15 protein-coding genes are annotated in these 14,798 nt (G+C 47.9%); all 15 read right to left on the reverse strand.

What is annotated here, in order from left to right; all coding sequences use genetic code 11:
* Window positions 1-43: 43 nt before the first annotated feature.
* From PGL02S_RS03560 to PGL02S_RS03630, 15 genes are read right to left on the reverse strand one after another with little or no spacing between them, the layout of a single operon-like run.
* The gene (locus PGL02S_RS03560; protein WP_036642077.1) at window positions 44-2,113 is read right to left on the reverse strand and encodes a chemotaxis protein CheA; all 2,070 of its coding nucleotides are present in this window, start codon (window positions 2,111-2,113) and stop codon (window positions 44-46) included.
* Window positions 2,114-2,136: 23 nt separating this feature from the next.
* Entirely contained in the window at window positions 2,137-3,471 is a 1,335-nt protein-coding gene (locus PGL02S_RS03565; RefSeq protein WP_036642076.1) for a protein-glutamate methylesterase/protein-glutamine glutaminase, read from the reverse strand.
* 37 nt (window positions 3,472-3,508) lie between these two features.
* Window positions 3,509-4,399 carry a MinD/ParA family protein gene (locus PGL02S_RS03570; protein WP_036642074.1) on the reverse strand — a complete coding sequence of 297 codons (891 nt, stop codon included), beginning with the start codon at window positions 4,397-4,399 and terminating at the stop codon, window positions 3,509-3,511.
* Window positions 4,396-5,835 carry a flagellar biosynthesis protein FlhF gene (flhF, locus tag PGL02S_RS03575; RefSeq protein ID WP_036642072.1) on the reverse strand — a complete coding sequence of 480 codons (1,440 nt, stop codon included), beginning with the start codon at window positions 5,833-5,835 and terminating at the stop codon, window positions 4,396-4,398. The genes PGL02S_RS03570 and flhF overlap by 4 nt, the downstream gene beginning before the upstream one ends.
* Complete coding sequence (gene flhA, locus PGL02S_RS03580; RefSeq protein WP_036642070.1) at window positions 5,832-7,865, reverse strand: flagellar biosynthesis protein FlhA; 2,034 nt, start codon at window positions 7,863-7,865, stop codon at window positions 5,832-5,834. The genes flhF and flhA overlap by 4 nt, the downstream gene beginning before the upstream one ends.
* A gap of 24 nt (window positions 7,866-7,889) precedes the next feature.
* Window positions 7,890-8,978 carry a flagellar biosynthesis protein FlhB gene (gene flhB, locus PGL02S_RS03585; protein WP_036642441.1) on the reverse strand — a complete coding sequence of 363 codons (1,089 nt, stop codon included), beginning with the start codon at window positions 8,976-8,978 and terminating at the stop codon, window positions 7,890-7,892.
* A gap of 20 nt (window positions 8,979-8,998) precedes the next feature.
* Window positions 8,999-9,787 (reverse strand): flagellar biosynthetic protein FliR, encoded by a 789-nt coding sequence (gene fliR / locus PGL02S_RS03590; RefSeq protein ID WP_006211313.1) that lies wholly within the window; start codon window positions 9,785-9,787, stop codon window positions 8,999-9,001.
* A gap of 11 nt (window positions 9,788-9,798) precedes the next feature.
* Window positions 9,799-10,068, reverse strand: coding sequence for a flagellar biosynthesis protein FliQ (fliQ, locus tag PGL02S_RS03595; protein WP_006211314.1), 270 nt, complete (start codon window positions 10,066-10,068; stop codon window positions 9,799-9,801).
* Between the two features lie 40 nt (window positions 10,069-10,108).
* The gene (fliP, locus tag PGL02S_RS03600; protein WP_036642068.1) at window positions 10,109-10,861 is read right to left on the reverse strand and encodes a flagellar type III secretion system pore protein FliP; all 753 of its coding nucleotides are present in this window, start codon (window positions 10,859-10,861) and stop codon (window positions 10,109-10,111) included.
* Entirely contained in the window at window positions 10,858-11,382 is a 525-nt protein-coding gene (locus tag PGL02S_RS03605) for a FliO/MopB family protein (RefSeq protein ID WP_006211316.1), read from the reverse strand. The genes fliP and PGL02S_RS03605 overlap by 4 nt, the downstream gene beginning before the upstream one ends.
* Window positions 11,383-11,393: 11 nt before the next feature.
* Window positions 11,394-11,759 (reverse strand): response regulator, encoded by a 366-nt coding sequence (locus PGL02S_RS03610; protein WP_006211317.1) that lies wholly within the window; start codon window positions 11,757-11,759, stop codon window positions 11,394-11,396.
* Between the two features lie 29 nt (window positions 11,760-11,788).
* Window positions 11,789-13,048, reverse strand: coding sequence for a flagellar motor switch phosphatase FliY (gene fliY, locus PGL02S_RS03615; protein ID WP_036642067.1), 1,260 nt, complete (start codon window positions 13,046-13,048; stop codon window positions 11,789-11,791).
* On the reverse strand, window positions 13,038-14,036 hold the full coding sequence (fliM, locus tag PGL02S_RS03620) for a flagellar motor switch protein FliM (protein WP_036642066.1): 999 nt from the start codon (window positions 14,034-14,036) through the stop codon (window positions 13,038-13,040). Before fliM ends, fliY begins: the two co-directional genes overlap by 11 nt.
* 35 nt (window positions 14,037-14,071) lie before the next feature.
* Entirely contained in the window at window positions 14,072-14,536 is a 465-nt protein-coding gene (locus PGL02S_RS03625; protein WP_006211319.1) for a flagellar basal body-associated FliL family protein, read from the reverse strand.
* On the reverse strand, window positions 14,533-14,757 hold the full coding sequence (locus tag PGL02S_RS03630; RefSeq protein ID WP_006211320.1) for a flagellar FlbD family protein: 225 nt from the start codon (window positions 14,755-14,757) through the stop codon (window positions 14,533-14,535). Before PGL02S_RS03630 ends, PGL02S_RS03625 begins: the two co-directional genes overlap by 4 nt.
* Window positions 14,758-14,798 lie beyond the last annotated feature (41 nt).

Consider the following 14,798-nt stretch of genomic DNA (forward strand, 5'->3'; position numbering starts at 1 on the left):
CCTCCTTCAAAATGTGTGGCCTGCCGAGTTAGATGACATCCCGTTATTTGATAAATGCATTTGCATCAATGATGAGCGCGACTTGTCCATCTCCAAGGATGGTTGCGCCGGATATCCCTTGAATGGCGGGAAGATATTTGCCCAGATTTTTAATGACGATTTCGCTCTGACCGATAAAGTCATCAATGGTGAGTGCTGCCAGTCGGTCTCCTTTGCGAATCACCACAATTTCAGTTTCTTCTTCCAGCACTTCATCAAAATCCGGAACTTCAAACAATCGGCTGAGCGAGATGACCGGAATCAGCGATTCGCGGAACTGGATCATCCGGCTGCCGTGTACTTGCTTGATCTGCCCTCGTTTGATAATGGCCGTTTCAACTATTGAGGATAACGGAATCGCATATTTTTCGGATCCCATCCGAATCAGCATGGCGGCGATGATCGACAGCGTTAATGGAAGCTGCACGGAAAAATTAGTGCCTTTTCCTGGGGTCGAATAGATTGTGACGTTTCCGCCCAAGGCAACGATTTTGGATTTAACGACATCCAATCCTACCCCTCGGCCGGATACATCGGATATTTTCTCAGCCGTACTGAATCCTGGTGCGAACAGCAGCTGATTGACCTCATCATCCGACATGGACGCAGCTTCGGCTTCGGTGACAACCCCTTTTTTCAGCGCGTTCTTCAGAATGTTCTCCCGATAGATTCCGCGACCATCATCCTCGATCTCGATGAAGACATTGTTGCCGCTATGGAATGCTCGCAGATGAACGGTACCGGTTTCCGGCTTGCCCGCCGCGATGCGGTCTGCTACAGGTTCGACACCATGGTCAGCCGAGTTGCGCAGCAAATGAACCAGTGGATCTCCGATTTCATCAATGACCGTTCGATCCAGCTCCGTGTCGGCTCCCGTAATAATCAGGTCAATCTTCTTATCCAATGTTTTGGCAAGGTCGCGAACCATCCTTGGAAAACGGTTGAACACCGTATCTACGGGTACCATGCGAAGTTTCAGAACGATATTCTGCAAGTCGCTGCTGACTCGGCTCATATGCTCAACCGTATCCGTCAACTCCTGATTCTTCGATTCGATGGCCAGCTGTTCCAGCCGCACCCGGTCGATAAGGAGTTCGCTGAACAGGTTCATTAATACGTCCAGCCGCTCGATATCAACCCTTATCGTTCTGGACGGGTTGCCCCCCCCAGCATTTCGGGCGGATGCCTTGGACTCTTTGGCCGGAGACGGGGCACTCTTGGTTTCCGCTAGCTTTGTTGCCGCTGGAGCCGTCTCCGCATCTACGGATTTAACAGCTTCCGCTGTAGCGGCACTTTCCTGAACCATCTGCTGCAAGGTTTCATGATCCAGCGCAACAACGGAGGTTATCTCAATCTCTGAAACGCCCAGAATCTGGCTTTCAATTTCTTCTGTATCTCTTTGCGTTATGTAATACAACGAAAATACGCGATCGAATTCACCCTGTTCAATCTCTTGAACATCCGGATAGGTCTTAACGATTTCCCCGGATCTTTCAAGCGTTTCGAATACCATATAGGCCCGAACCGCCTTGAGCTGGCAATCCTCTCGCAATGTCACTTGTATATAGAGAACCTTATGTCCTTCTGAAATCGACTGATCGAGAACGGAAAATTGAAACTCATCCAATTCAATCCCCTGCACAGCTGCTGCGGAATGGCTCTCATCAGCAATTCCACCGTTAGGCAATGCTCCTTCTCCACGTACAATCGATTGCAAGGAAGCCACAATAGCGGATACGTCCGCCTTGCCGTCTCCGCCTTCTGTAATATCCTGCACCATCGATTCCAGGGCGTCCAAGCTTTTGAAGAGCGTGTCAAAGATAAAATCCTGCATTTTCAACTTTTCGTTCCGGACAAGATCCAGCACATTTTCCATCTGATGGGTGAGGGAAGCCAGATCTTCGTATCCCATCGTTGCCGCCATGCCCTTCAACGTATGCGCTGATCGGAAAATAATCTGTACGATCCCGATATCGTCCGGGTTACTTTCTAATTGAAGCATGTTTTCATTTAATGATTGCAGATGATCATTTGACTCATCAATAAACATTGTCAAATATTGATTCATGTCCATTGAGAGACACCTCCTCCTCAAGTTCACTTTCCGTTATTTACAGCTCGAACCAATCTAGGTGCAATATCATGGAGTGGCAGTACATGGTTTACGCATCCAAGCTCAACAGCCGATCTCGGCATACCGTATACGACACAGGTTTGCTCACTCTCTGCAAAGGTGGAATTCACCCCCGTATCGTACAGTTTCTTCATCATTCTCGCTCCATCGCTCCCCATACCGGTCATCAGCACCGCATGACGCTTAACCATGGTGAGCGGCAGCAGAGATTCGAACAACACATCAACGGATGGACGATGACCATTGCGGGTTTCATCCTGACTTACCCTGATCTGGAACGCACCGCTTTCCGAGCGAAACACCCTCATGTGGCTGCCACCCGGGGCAATATAGGCTTTGCCGGGTTCCAGTACCATGCCTTGTTCTGCTTCCATCACCTCCAGCGGACTGAATGAATTCAGACGCTGCGCAAGCGACTTGGTAAAATTCGGCGGCATATGTTGAACGATGACAATCGGAGCGCAGAAGTCACCGGGAATTTGCTCGAGAAATGCTTTTAATGCCCTCGGACCGCCCGTTGAGCAGCCAACCGCAACCAGATCCGTCAGTTCGTTGGACGGCTGAAGCTTCACTTCGCGCGGTGGGTGAATCTCGTGTTCCGGCAGTGCTGCTGAAGAACTGTCCGCCACAGGTTTACGATCAACCTTTTTGCGTCTCGGTTTGGAAGCATCCGATGCCTCCGCACGTGCCAGTTTATCCTCCTCAGGGCGAGGAACCCGGGTTCGGGGCAGCTCCGCAAGCTTAACGCGCTCCTCGGCTCCGCCGATCGTTCGTCTCGTTTCCTTCATCTGCGGCTTCTTATTCAGCGTTTTGTCAGAAGGCTTTGGCGAAAGAGGAACCGATATGTCCGCACCCTGTCGTCTCTGCTCTTCTTCTTCCCACAATGCCCTCCGCTGTTTTGCCTGCATCGCCGCATTCAGTTGCTTCATTAATTCTGAACGCACCTGTTCAATGTCAAGCGCATTAGAAATGGAAGGCTTTCGTATAAAATCAAATGCACCCGCCTCAAGGGCAAGAATGGTTTCCCTCATGCCTTGCTCATTAATGCCGGATAGCATGATTACCGGACGAGGACCTGTCTCCATAATCAGCCTCAAAGCATCAAGCCCGTTCATTTCCGGCATTTCTACATCCAGCGTGATGACATCCGGATCCAATGCCTTTACTTTCTCAACGGCATCCCGCCCATTGTCGGCTGTTCCGACAACCTGAAAGGATGGGTCTCGTTCGATGAAATCGGAGAAGATTCTCCTCATAAATGCGGAATCGTCCACCACCAGCACACGAAAGGGCTTCATAGATGTCCACCTCAGTTTCCATTATTCCAAATAAGAATCATTTCGTACGTTTGAGCCAACGATGCATAAATCCTTTGATTCCCTTCGGAGCTTCAGGCTCCGTGGCAGCAGGAGCGGTCATGTAACGAAGTGCGATGCGCCTGATATCACTGGAGGCGTTGCATCGTGGATATGCTGCTGTAAAAGGGATCTGCCGCTTAACAGCCTGCACAACATGCGTGTCGTCTGCTATCGAACCAAGCAGCTTGATATCCAGATCCAGAAATCGCTGGGCAGTCAAAATGATTTTGCCCGCTGCTTCACGAGCCTCAATCTCATCCCCCGCCCGATTGACTATCAGGCTGAACGGAACCTTGGATTCCGTTCCGTGCACCACCTTGATCAGCGCGTAAGCATCGGTGATTGAAGTAGGTTCCGGCGTTGTTACGACGAGGCATTGATCCGCCGAGGTTATAAATTTCATATTTTCCTTCGACAATCCGGCTCCGGTATCAAAGATGATGTAATCCATCTCTGATGAAATACGCTCAATCTGGGAAATAAAATAATCCATTTCCTCTTCGGACAGCGAGAGCATGTCCGCAAGACCGGATCCGCCCGCTATGTAAGGAAGTTTGTTCGGACCGTACTGAATCACTTCCTCGATGCTCTTCTCCCGGCGTATGAGATGATACAGACTATACCGCGAGCTGACACCCATCAGAACATCGATATTCGCCATCCCGATATCGGCATCAAACACCAATACTTTTTTGCCCATGGATTGCAAAGTCAGAGCGAAATTCAACGTGAAATTGGATTTTCCTACCCCGCCTTTACCACTGCTGACCGTAATAATCTTGGCGGTTCTTGTTGATGGTACCTTGGAGCTGTCCCCCGGCTGCTGGGCCGAAACGAGCTGTCTAAGCGAATGAGCCTGATCCGTCATGTACGAATCTCTCCCAGCAGGAGATTGCATAATCGTTCACTGTCGGCCATAAGCAGATCGTCCGGTACGTTTTGACCATTGGTCATATAGGACAATCGAAGGTCATGAGCATCGATGAGATTAAACATGGAACCATAACTTCCGGTTTCATCCATCTTCGTGAAGATCACCTTATCCAGTGCATATTTGTTGAAATGATCCGCAATTTCAATCATATCGCTGCTCTTGGAGGTCAAGCTGAGAACAAGATAGGTTTCACTTTGATCGGAATGGGAGAACAGGCTCTGAAGCTCCGAGACGAGTAATTCATTCCGATAGTTACGGCCGGCTGTATCCATTAATATCAAATCGCAGTCCTGCAGCTTCTGAAGCGCACGCTGCATGTCCCCGGGAGATTGCACAACTTCCATCGGCACATTAAGAATCGATGCGTAAGTTCGGAGCTGTTCAACGGCAGAGATTCGATACGTATCCGAAGTAATGAAGCCAACCTTGCGCTGATGACGAAACAGCTGCTCCGCTGCAATCTTCGCAATCGTTGTAGTCTTGCCAACACCGGTCGGGCCGGCAATGTATACAATCCTGGTCTCAGGCTGCACGCCGCCGCCGATGCGTCCCTCAATGAACGCCGCCGCCTGCTTGTAGATCACATCCTGGAGCTCGGCATCACTTAACTGCATATGGTTCGCTGTCCATGCCTCTTCTGCAGCCATAAGCCACTCTTCCGTCAGCTTGGCCGAGAGATCCTGCTTCAGCAGCAGATCGCGTAAGGAATGCAGAGGTTCCGGGAGATGCTGCGCCTCGAGATTTTGCCTCGACAATCTCGCAATCCATTCTTTCATTTCCTTAAGCTCCTCAAGGACTCTTTGCTCCGATTCGCTTATACCGAGGCGGGAGCTTAAGGATTCCTTCTGCTCTGGGCGGGATGAATCAGTGCTCTGAACAGAGTCAGCGATTATCACCGTATCTTCGTTTCGAACGCTCACCGGTGCAGCTGTCAGCTGCTGCCCCAAACTGTCCTCGCTCTTTGGCTGAGCGGCAATTTCCTGTGAAGCCGCAGCTTGGCTTAGCAATTCGGCGAAACGATTAGAGTCAGCCTGTTGTGATACAACGGAATCTACGGTCGTATTGTTCACCTGAAGAGATTCAGTCTGCGAACCGGATCTCGAAATTTCGGCTGTTCGCTGATAGGCCTTAGGTACAGCTGCTGTCGGTAGAGAATGCTTCATTTTGTATTCGGCCGGGGCAGAGCCTTTGGATTTCTCCGCCTGCTCTACCGCAGCGATAACCTCAATTTTCTTTCGGGTAAACATTCCCAGGAATCCGCCTACTTTTGTCTCTTTGGTGCTCAGTATGACGGCATCCGCACCCAAATCAGTGCGAATATGCTGCATCGCCTCAGGCATCGTGTCGACGATATACCTTTTTACTCTCATAAGTTCACCACTCCGACACTTTGAATTTCGACGTTTGGCTCGAGCTCACTGTAGGACAATACCGGGATATCCTGCATGCTGCGTTCAATGACCTGACGCAAATACATCCTTATGGCTGGAGATGTAAGCAGCACAGGCTGCTGTCCCATCTGGATGATCCGGTTCACCTGTTCACTGAGCTTCTGAAATACGCTCTGCGTTGATACCGGGTCCATCGCGAGATAACTCCCCTGGTCGCTTTGCTGAACGCTTTCGGCAATCTTCTTCTCCAGCTGAGGTCCAACCGTAATGACCCGCATGGCCTCGCCTTCCTGAGCGTACTGCTGGGTAATCTGCCGCGAGAGGGCCTGCCTTACATATTCAGTCAGAACATCAGGATCTTTGGAATAATGACCGTAATCCGCAAGGGTTTCGAGAATTGTGACCATGTCCCGGATTGAAATTTTCTCGCGAAGGAGTTTCGCCAATACTTTCTGCACTTCCCCAATCGTCAGAACGGAAGGAATGAGCTCGTCCACAAGCACCGGATAGCTTTCTCGGATGTTGTCCACCAGCGCCTTGGTTTCCTGGCGTCCAATCAGCTCATGGGCATGTCTCTTAATCAATTCGGTAAGGTGTGTTGCAACAACGGAAGGTGGATCCACTACGGTGTAGCCAGCGAGATCCGCCCGTTCTTTCACGGCCTCGTCTATCCAGAGTGCAGGCAGTCCAAATGCCGGTTCCGTTGTTTCGATTCCCGTCACAGAATCGTCTTCGTATCCAGGACTCATCGCGAGATAGTGATTTAATAATAATTCACCGCCGCCGACAGCATTCCCTTTTATTTTTATGACATATTCGTTCGGTTTTAGTTGAATATTGTCGCGAATTCGGATAACCGGCACCACAAGACCCAGCTCCAGTGCGCATTGTCTCCGAATCATAATGATTCGATCCAGTAAATCCCCGCCCTGCTGCGCATCGGCGAGCGGGATCAATCCATAACCGAATTCGAATTCGATCGGATCGACCTGAAGCAGGTTGATCACACTTTCCGGACTTCGAACTTCTTCGATCTGCTGTTCCTCCTCAAGTTGCTCCACTTCGACCTGCTTGCGGTCCAGATTGTTTTGCATCGTTCTGGCTGCAATAAACAATATAATGGCGATCGGAGCGGTTGTAATCAGATGAATCGGAGTGAAGAGCCCCAGAAACATCACGGTTCCCGCTACGATATATAGCAGATGTGGATAGGAGAAGAGCTGTCCTGTGAGATCCTCGGCCAAATTCCCTTCCGATGATGCTCTTGTTACAATCAGACCGGCTGCAGTCGAAATGAGAAGAGCCGGAATCTGACTGACCAGTCCATCCCCAATCGTCAGGATCGAGTAAGTACTCATCGCATCACCGAAGGACATGCCGTGAATCGAGATCCCGATGATAAAGCCACCAATCAGGTTGATCAGCATGATGACAATCGTTGCAATCGCATCACCTTTGACGAATTTGCTCGCACCATCCATGGCTCCGTAGAAATCCGCCTCGCGCTCGATTTTACTTCTTCGCTCCCTGGCTTGCTGCTCATTGATTAAACCTGCATTCAGATCCGCGTCAATGCTCATCTGTTTACCTGGCATCGCATCGAGTGTAAACCTTGCCGCAACCTCAGCCACCCGCTCCGAACCTTTGGTAATGACGATGAACTGTACAACTACGAGGATCAGGAAGACGATAAATCCAATCGCGATTTCGCCGTTTGCTATCCATTTACCGAATGTGGCAACAACTTCCCCTGCATTTGCTTCCGACAGAATCAGCTTGGTTGTCGAAATGTTCAGCGCTACTCGGAAGAGTGTCGTGATGAGCAATAAGGAAGGAAAAATCGAAAAGTCCAGTGCTTCCTTGGTATTCATGGCCACCAGCAAAATAATAAGCGCCAGCGAAATATTGATGATAAGCAGTACATCGAGCAGCCATATCGGGATCGGAAGAATCATCATGAGTACGATGCCAATGACACCCGCAAGGACAGATAGATCTTTTATTTTCACTGCACTGACGCCTCCGGTCCCTAGTTATTTCGCTTTACCTTTTAGTTTATATACATAGGCCAGCACTTCAGCTACGGCCTGGAACAGGTCTCCCGGAATCGAATCCCCGATTTCCGACCGTTGGTACAAAGCTCGTGCCAGCGGCTTATTTTCCATCGTTATAATTCCGTGTTCCTTCGCTATCTCTTTAATCCGCAAGGCCATGAAATCCTGGCCCTTCGCAATGATCTGCGGAGCTTCCATCATGGAACCGTCATACTTGATAGCCACTGCAAAGTGGGTCGGGTTCGTGATGATAACGTCGGCATTCGGAACTTCCTGCATCATCCGCTGAAGTGCCATCCGACGCTGGCGCTCCCTGATCTTTCCTTTAATGAGCGGATCGCCTTCCATTTTTTTGTACTCATCTTTAATATCTTGCTTGGACATTCGAATGTTTTTTTCATAATCATACCTTTGGTACATGTAATCCAGAACGGCCAGGATTATGAGGCCAATCGCAATCTTAAATCCCAGAGACATGGTGATATCCGCAACGAAATGAAATATGGCATCGGGACCCATGGTTGACAAGGAGGATAATCCCTCTCTGGCAGCCCATAAGGTGCTGTAAACCAGATAACCGATGATGGTCAATTTAATGACCGACTTCAAAAATTCAACCAAAGAACGCATGGAGAATATGTTTTTGAAGCCTTTGATTGGGTCTAATTTTTCAAACTTCATTTTCAGAGGCTCACCGGTCAACATAAATCCGACTTGCAAATAATTGGAGATCAGCGCAATCACAAAAATCGAAATAAATAATGGAGCCAGCAGAAGCAAGATTTGAATGCCATATTCTCCAAACAGCTGCATCACATTGTCTTTTGTAACGTCCATGGAGAGCCGATTAATATAGACATCGGTGAATAATCGAACGGTATGGTCTCTCATATAACCGCCGAAGATTAACAGGCAAAAAAAAGCCGCAAGCAAAACCGATGCACCCGATACCTCCATGCTCTTGGCAACTTGGCCTTTCTTACGCGTATCCTGACGTTTCTTCGGTGTCGCTTTCTCCGTCTTTTCGCCAGCGAACAATTGTAAGTCGACCGGATACCGGTATGACATCCGCTTCATCTCCATCCTCCTTATGTCGGCCCGTCGCCAACAACACCGAGCAGCTGCCGGAGCGCTTCAAACATTTTGGCAAACAGATGATCAAACAGTGATACAAGCATGGGCATGAGCAGCATCAACAGCACGAGTCCAACGATGATTTTGATAATGATGCCGATAACAAAAACATTGAACTGCGGAGCCGTTCTTGCCAGAAAGCCAAGTCCTACATCGGTCAGGAACAGGGCTGCTACCAGCGGAGCTGCCATTTGAAGTGCCAGCACAAAAGAGTGCGAGAACGTTCGAACGAGAAAATCCGTTACATTGCCGTCATGAATCTTTCCAAACACATCGCCTGTAATCGGAATCCAGTCATAACTGTACATGATGGCGTCGAGCAGATAATGGTGGCCGTTCATGCTTAAGAACACCAATAAAGCCAGATAGTACTTGAAGTTACCGATCAAAGGTGTTGAGGCACCTGTGAATGGATCAATGACATTCGCCATACTGAATCCGATCTGAATATCAATTAATGCCCCAGCTGTCTGAACAACGGCCATAATTAGATAAGCAGTAAAACCAAGAAGCAGTCCCACCAATACTTCCTGGACAATCAATATGACGTAGGACAGATCCTGCGGAACCACTTCGCCAAGCCCGAATGAAAAATAGACGATCAGGGCGATGATAGCCGAAAGGGCTATCTTGTACGAAGTAGGAACACTCCGAGAAGTAAACACAGGCGAAATTACAAAAAAAGATGTTATTCGACAAAAAATAAGCATAAAAACAGGTAAACTTTGCTGCAACCATTCCATGGACACTCAGCCTATCCGATATATTTGTAGAGATTGTCCAAAATACCGTGGGTAAAATCCACTAACGTCGTTAATATCCAAGGACCAAACAGCAATAATGATACGAGAACGATAACAATTTTCGGCACAAAAGCCAGCGTCTGTTCCTGGATTTGCGTTGTTGCTTGAAAAATACTGATGATAAGTCCGACAACAAGTGCGAGAACCATCATCGGTGCGCTCACCTGGAGCACAATATAGACCGCTTGTCCTGCCAGACCGATAATAAATTCAGAGCTCACGGCTTAGTCCCCCTGTATTCGAATTACTTGCCGCTTATTGCTATGGGTTAAAGCTCATCAGCATGGATTTAACCACCAGATACCAGCCGTCTACCAGAACAAAGAGCAAAATCTTGAATGGCAGCGAGATCATGACCGGCGGCAGCATCATCATCCCCATCGCCATCAGCACGCTGGCAACAACGATATCGATGACCAAAAAAGGGATAAATATCATAAAGCCCATTTGAAAGCCTGTCTTCAGCTCACTAATGGCAAATGCCGGTACCAAAACCGTTAATGGGATATCCTCGTAGGTTTCGGGCTTCTCCGCACCTGTGTAATTCATAAACAAGAGAAGATCCTTTTCCCGTGTATGGGAGAACATAAACTTCTTCATTGGATCCTGAGCCTTATCCAGTGCCTCCGTCTGGCTAATCTCACCTTTGAGATATGGCTGCAGCGCAACGTCATTTATGGATGACAACGTCGGTGCCATAACAAATAAGGTAAGGAAGAGTGCCAGGCCGATCAACACCTGGTTCGGCGGGGTTTGCATGGTTCCGAGTGAAGTACGGACAAAACCAAGCACGATCACAATCCGTGTGAAACTTGTCATCAGAACCAGAATTGCTGGTGCAATACTAAGAATCGTGATCAGGAGTATCAAAGACAAGGAGCTTGTCCCCGGCGTGTCTCCTTCATTGCCGATTTGAATATCGATGTTCGGAATGGGATCCGCAAATGCCGTATGAGAAAACAAAAATCCAAACAATATGAAAATCGCGATAGCGTAAGAGATCTTTTTATTCATGAATCCTTATGATCCTCCCGCAGCAATTCTTCGACCTTTTCTTTCCGGTTCGGTACGCTGCGCAGCTTGGATTCAAACACTTCATGGAATGAAGATGTATCGTCCAATTCAATTTCTTCCGGTGGTTTTTCTTTACGGAGTTTTGCCGCCAGTTTCGAAATAAAAGGCGGCAGCGCCCCATTATGTATTCCAGAATCCTGTTCAAATGCTGCTAGGATAAGAGCAACCTCTGCTGGATCAGAAATTTTGTCCACCAACCGGACGTCTTCGCCAACTCCGATCACATAGATGCTGCCCCCAATCTCAACGATCTGAAGGGATTTGTTAGGGCCCATCCCAACCGCACCCAATGTGCGAATAGAACGGCCCTGCATCCAGCTCTGATTCTTTTTGCTCAGAAAGCGAATCAGGAACACGATCAACGCAACGATGATGGCAAGAACGATAAAGACATAAAACAACTGTAAATAATACCCGGTAGTACTACTAGAGCTTAATCCATCAGAAGCTGCCATCATCATAAGAGATATCCTTATACGCCAAGCGTCTTATTGATGGCTTCAATTACTCTATCCGATTGGAACGGTTTAACGATAAAGTCTTTCGCTCCTGCCTGAATCGCATCAATCACCATTGCCTGCTGACCCATGGCGGAGCACATAATCACTTTTGCGTTCGCATCAACTTTTTTAATTTCTTTAAGTGCCGCGATACCATCCATTTCAGGCATCGTAATATCCATCGTGATCAGATCTGGACGGAGTTCTTTAAATTTCTCGATTGCTTGTGCACCGTCCTGTGCTTCCCCCACAACCTCGAATCCGTTCTTGACCAATATGTCACGGATCATCATTCTCATAAATGCAGCGTCGTCCACAATCAGAATTCGGTTAGCCATTGATAAAAATCCTCCCTAAAATGTTTGTGCTATTGTAATTTTTGAATCCGGTCCCATTGGCTTACGATATCCGTCACACGCACACCAAAGTTCTCATCGATAACGACGACCTCACCTTTGGCAATCAATTTATGATTGACAAGGATGTCTACAGGCTCACCGGCCAGCTTGTCCAGCTCGATAATCGAACCTTGCGACATTTCCAAGATATCCTTAATTTGCTTTTGAGTCCTTCCTAATTCTACGGTGACTTTAAGGGGAATGTCCATCAGTAAGTTCAGATTGTTTTCATCCACCTGGGTGTACGGTGCAGATTGCAGGTTAGCGAACTGCACAGGCTGCACATTTACATTACGATTTGGCATTCCGCCATACTGCTGTGGATGCCCTTGATAAGGCATCTGAGGCTGGCCATACGGCATGGATTGCGGAATGGGTCCTCCATGGCCTTGTGCAGGCTGCTGGTAGCCTTGTCCATAATCATATCCGTGCCCCGTTTCATTCGCATACCCTGGATCGACTGGTGATTGAGCCGGTTCCTGCGTGTTAACCGGTGCTTCCACTGTTGGTGCGGCTTCTTGCTTCGCAGGCTGAGGCTCTTCTGTTCCGTTGATGAGCATATGGACCATGTCCTTGGAAAAATTAACGGGAAGCAGCTGCATGATGGTTGAATCAATAAGTTCACCGATAATTAATCGGAATGAAATCTTAATCAGTGTTTCATCCTGCGGAAGGTTATTTACTCCTTCCCCATTCGCCATATCCAGAATGTCAATGCCCGGTGGAGATATATTGACAAACCGGTTGAAAATCGTCGACATGCTCGTTGCGGAAGACCCCATCATCTGGTTCATGGCTTCCTGAACGGCACTGATATGAATTTCGTTCAGTTCCTCTTCCACGGGGTTTCCTTCCCCACCTAGCATCAGGTCTGCAATGACTTGAGCATCGCGTGTTTTAATGACAAGGGAATTAATCCCTTCGAATCCATCTACATAAGTAACATGTACTGCTACATGTGGCTTCGGAAATTCTTCTTCGAACTGGCTTCGTTTAATGATCGACACTTTAGGTGTCGTGATATCTACTTTTTTGCCCAGCAGGGTGGACAGAGCCGTTGCAGCACTGCCGAAGGTAATATTGCCTATCTCACCCAGTGCATCCTGCTCTAGAGGTGTTAATACATCATCGACAGTCGCCGCCGAAGGAATTGATGCTGGTGATGCCATTTCCGACTGTTTTAACAAAGCGTCGATTTCTTCCTGGGATAAATAATCTTTACTCGTCAAATTCTTCAGCTCCTTCGATGACAATTTCATCGATTTGTACAGCAACCCGATCTTTTATCGTTCCGGGACTGCCAATATACTTTAATTTGTCGCCAACCTTTATGGATAGTCCATCATGCATCGGTTTGTTCAATGAAATGACATCTCCGACACTCAGACCCAAAAATTCGGATACCGTCAGCTGTGACACGCCAAGCTCGGCAACAATGGAAAGCTGGGCTTTGCTTACACGCTGTTTGAGAGCATCCACTTCCTCCGGCACACTCGCCTTTTTCTCCGAGATGAACCATTGGTGCGCGGATAACTTCGACATAATCGGCTCCAGTACAACATGCGGAATACACAGATTAATCATTCCTGTGGTGTCGCCGATTTTGGTACTAAGCGATATCAGTGCAATGGTTTCGTTCGGAGAAACGATCTGCATAAACTGCGGGTTCGTTTCCAGCGCTTCAAGACGCGGCGATATGTCCAGCACCGTTTTCCATGCTTCTTGCAGGCTGTCAAATGCCCGGCTGAATATCCGCTCCATAATAATCGTTTCGATCTCGGTCATCGAGCTGATCGAAGACGGAGCAATTCCCGTTCCTCCCAGCAAGCGGTCCAACATCGCGTAGGCAATGTTCGGATGTACTTCGAGCACCATGCGGCCTACCAGAGGTTCTGCCTCAAATATATTAAGAACTGTCATTTTAGGTATAGAACGGATAAATTCATCATATGGTAGCTGTTCAACCTGTACCACATTGATTTGCACAAAAGTACGTAACTGCGCCGAGAAGTAGGTTGTTAAATATCGTGCAAAATTCTCGTGAATCCGGGTCAAACTTCGAATATGATCCTTCGAAAACCGGAGAGCCCTCTTAAAGTCATAAGAGCGAATCTTCTTCTGTGTTTCCTCTTTTTTCAGTTCTTCAGCATCCATTTCCCCTGATGAGAGAGCGGCCAATAAGGCATCGATCTCATTCTGCGATAAAACATCAACCATCTACTCACCCCCTTACAGGTTGTCCGACGAACCGATTAGATTTCAACGATCATTACATCTGTCATTTCGATTTGAATTAAGCGCCCGGATGTTAACGACTTATTGATCAGATTCTGCAGCTTAGCGATAAACTGCTCTCGTCCCTTGGAATCGTTAAGCAATTCGGGTTTCGTGTCGACTAACGTCTTGATAATAATCGGTTTGATCTTGATTTCCTTGATTTTGTCGAATTCTTCCTTTGCTTTCTTGTCACTCAGCTGAAAAGCAAAGGCCATCTGAGCAATATATCCAGGATCAGCGATATTTGTCTTGATGCCGGTAATTTCCGATGTCATCTTCACGATCTCATCAGCCGACATTTTCGACAGGGCAGATCCGTTCCCGGAGGCAGTATCCTTTTCGTTATCTCCAACCAGCTTGTTCGACAACAAGAATATCGCCAGAACAATCAACGTGATGGACAACAGAATCGTAATTAACCAGGGGAGCATCTTTTTCATGAAGGTTCCTCCAATTGCTGCACTTTAATGGTGGCTTGGTGAATGCCTACCTCGTGATGGTACGCTTTAATGGAAGAGATGATTTCATTTGCACTTTCAAGCACAATCATTCGCTTTCCATTAATTAATGTAATGTAGGTGTCCGGAGTCTCCTCAACCATTTCTATCAACAGAGCGTTAAGCCACAACTGCGAACCGTTTAACCTCGTTACCGATATCATGGACAGCCTCCTTGTTTAATTAGGGAGGGGGTTGCCCCTCC

The organism is Paenibacillus glucanolyticus NBRC 15330 (assembly GCF_004000885.1).
In the GTDB taxonomy this organism is placed as follows: domain Bacteria; phylum Bacillota; class Bacilli; order Paenibacillales; family Paenibacillaceae; genus Paenibacillus_AQ; species Paenibacillus_AQ glucanolyticus.

What these genes read in the sequence shown, in the direction of transcription:
- PGL02S_RS03560 (WP_036642077.1), bottom strand. Translation starts at nt 2,113, where the DNA reads ATGGACATGAATCAATATTTGACAATGTTTATTGATGAGTCAAATGAT.
- PGL02S_RS03570 (WP_036642074.1), bottom strand. Translation starts at nt 4,399, where the DNA reads ATGACGGATCAGGCTCATTCGCTTAGACAGCTCGTTTCGGCCCAGCAG.
- PGL02S_RS03605 (WP_006211316.1), bottom strand. Translation starts at nt 11,382, where the DNA reads ATGATGATGGCAGCTTCTGATGGATTAAGCTCTAGTAGTACTACCGGG.
- flhB (WP_036642441.1), bottom strand. Translation starts at nt 8,978, where the DNA reads ATGTCATACCGGTATCCGGTCGACTTACAATTGTTCGCTGGCGAAAAG.
- PGL02S_RS03630 (WP_006211320.1), bottom strand. Translation starts at nt 14,757, where the DNA reads ATGATATCGGTAACGAGGTTAAACGGTTCGCAGTTGTGGCTTAACGCT.
- fliM (WP_036642066.1), bottom strand. Translation starts at nt 14,036, where the DNA reads ATGGTTGATGTTTTATCGCAGAATGAGATCGATGCCTTATTGGCCGCT.
- fliP (WP_036642068.1), bottom strand. Translation starts at nt 10,861, where the DNA reads ATGAATAAAAAGATCTCTTACGCTATCGCGATTTTCATATTGTTTGGA.
- flhF (WP_036642072.1), bottom strand. Translation starts at nt 5,835, where the DNA reads ATGAGAGTAAAAAGGTATATCGTCGACACGATGCCTGAGGCGATGCAG.
- PGL02S_RS03610 (WP_006211317.1), bottom strand. Translation starts at nt 11,759, where the DNA reads ATGGCTAACCGAATTCTGATTGTGGACGACGCTGCATTTATGAGAATG.
- PGL02S_RS03565 (WP_036642076.1), bottom strand. Translation starts at nt 3,471, where the DNA reads ATGAAGCCCTTTCGTGTGCTGGTGGTGGACGATTCCGCATTTATGAGG.
- PGL02S_RS03625 (WP_006211319.1), bottom strand. Translation starts at nt 14,536, where the DNA reads ATGAAAAAGATGCTCCCCTGGTTAATTACGATTCTGTTGTCCATCACG.
- fliR (WP_006211313.1), bottom strand. Translation starts at nt 9,787, where the DNA reads ATGGAATGGTTGCAGCAAAGTTTACCTGTTTTTATGCTTATTTTTTGT.